We start from the raw sequence: 1,489 nt of genomic DNA, 5'->3' as shown, positions 1-1,489 counted from the left end.
ATGGCACTGACCGGATGGCAGTTACTGCTCGGCGGAATCTTTTTGTTGCCGGTGGCGCTGCTGGTCGATCCGCCGCTACCCACGCTGACAGTCACCCAGATTGCCGGTTATCTGTGGTTGTGCGTGGCAGGTGCGATGCTGGCCTATGCGCTGTGGTTCCGCGGCATTCGCCGTCTTTCTCCGGTCGCGGTGTCGGCGATGAGCCTGCTGAGCCCGGTCACGGCCGTGGTGCTCGGGTGGGTATTTCTCGGGCAGCGCATTCAGGGAATGGCGTTGCCCGGGCTGATTATCGTGATGGTGAGCGTATTGTCGATCCAGTGGGCGCTGATCAAAAAACCGAAGATCTGACGCCCCTGACGTTATAAACCGCGCGTTTGCAGGTACAGCACGGTAGCTGCCACGCGTGAACTGACGTTTAACTTGCGCAGGATATTGCGGATATGCACCTTCACGGTCTCTTCCGAAATAAACAGCGCAGAGGCGATCTGCTTGTTGGACAGCCCCGACGCCACTTCCTGAAGCACGTCCAGTTCACGCTCGGTGAGTACGGTAAACGGCGAAGGGATCTCCTGCACCGCCATGCGGTTTTGTAAAACCTCCTTCACCTGCTCACTGAAGGCATCGCCGTTACGGATTGCCGCTAACAGGTTCTCCGGGGCGCTGTCTTTCAGCAGATACCCATCCGCCCCCGCATCCACCAGCGCGTAAATGTCGCCCGGTGAATCCGACACGGTCAGCACGATAATGCGCGCGCAGATGCCATCGCGCCGCAGTGCGTGGAGCGTATCCAGTCCGCTCAACCCTTTCATATTGAGGTCGAGCAAAATAATATCGGGTGAATCGCGATTGGCGAGGCTAAGCGCCTCCATACCATTACTGGCTTCCCCAATTACCTCAAAAATTGCATCGGTTTCCAATAACTGGCGGATGCCCCGGCGCATAAGCGGATGATCGTCGACAATCATCACGCGGTAGCTCAATGTATCTGACATTACCCACTCCCAAAGGACATACCCGTCATACTTCACGTTGCAAGACAACACGCGAATTATTTAGGGTCTAGATCTTATTCTTCTTTATCATTGATATTGTTGGTACTGCTGTGTTCGGTCGCTGGCGCTGAAAAGCACACGCTTACCCGCGTTCCACCGTCAGGATGGGAACCGATAGAGAGCGTGCCTCCCAAACGCTCGGCGCGTTCATGCATAATATTCAGGCCATAATGCCCCACGGGCTCCTCGTGGCTGCTGATACCGCGTCCATCATCACGAATATCAACACAGTGACCGCCATCAGGCTGAGTGCGGCAACTGACCACGATAGTCGTTGCCTGCGCGTGCTTGATGGCGTTCAACACCGCTTCACGAATGATCTGCAACAAATGCACCTGCTGCGCGGCATCCAGCGCCTGCGTCGGAATGCGGCAATCGATCTGGATGCTGGCGCTGGTTTGCGCACGCAGCGGTTCAATCATCTCTTGTAATGCAGC

At 56.2% G+C, this 1,489-nt stretch carries 3 protein-coding genes; 1 reads left to right on the top strand and 2 read right to left on the bottom strand.

The annotated features are described in order from the left end of the window. Nucleotides 1-348: EamA family transporter (locus J5224_RS27460; protein ID WP_264628304.1), on the top strand; the 348-nt coding region annotated here is incomplete at its 5' end. Nucleotides 349-359: 11 nt separating this feature from the next. On the opposite strand, the gene narP is transcribed toward J5224_RS27460, so the two are convergent. Together narP and J5224_RS27450 are read right to left on the bottom strand one after the other, a co-directional pair. After that, nucleotides 360-992: a nitrate/nitrite response regulator protein NarP gene (gene narP, locus J5224_RS27455; RefSeq protein WP_264628303.1), complete on the bottom strand. Its 633-nt coding sequence runs from the start codon at nucleotides 990-992 to the stop codon at nucleotides 360-362. Between the two features lie 74 nt (nucleotides 993-1,066). Continuing rightward, the coding region (locus J5224_RS27450) for an ATP-binding protein (protein WP_264628302.1) at nucleotides 1,067-1,489 on the bottom strand (423 nt) is incomplete at its 5' end.

Source organism: Candidatus Symbiopectobacterium sp. NZEC135, from assembly GCF_025962695.1.
This window is presented reverse-complemented; position numbering and strand designations above follow the sequence as displayed.

What these genes read in the sequence shown, in the direction of transcription:
- narP (WP_264628303.1), bottom strand. Translation starts at nt 992, where the DNA reads ATGTCAGATACATTGAGCTACCGCGTGATGATTGTCGACGATCATCCG.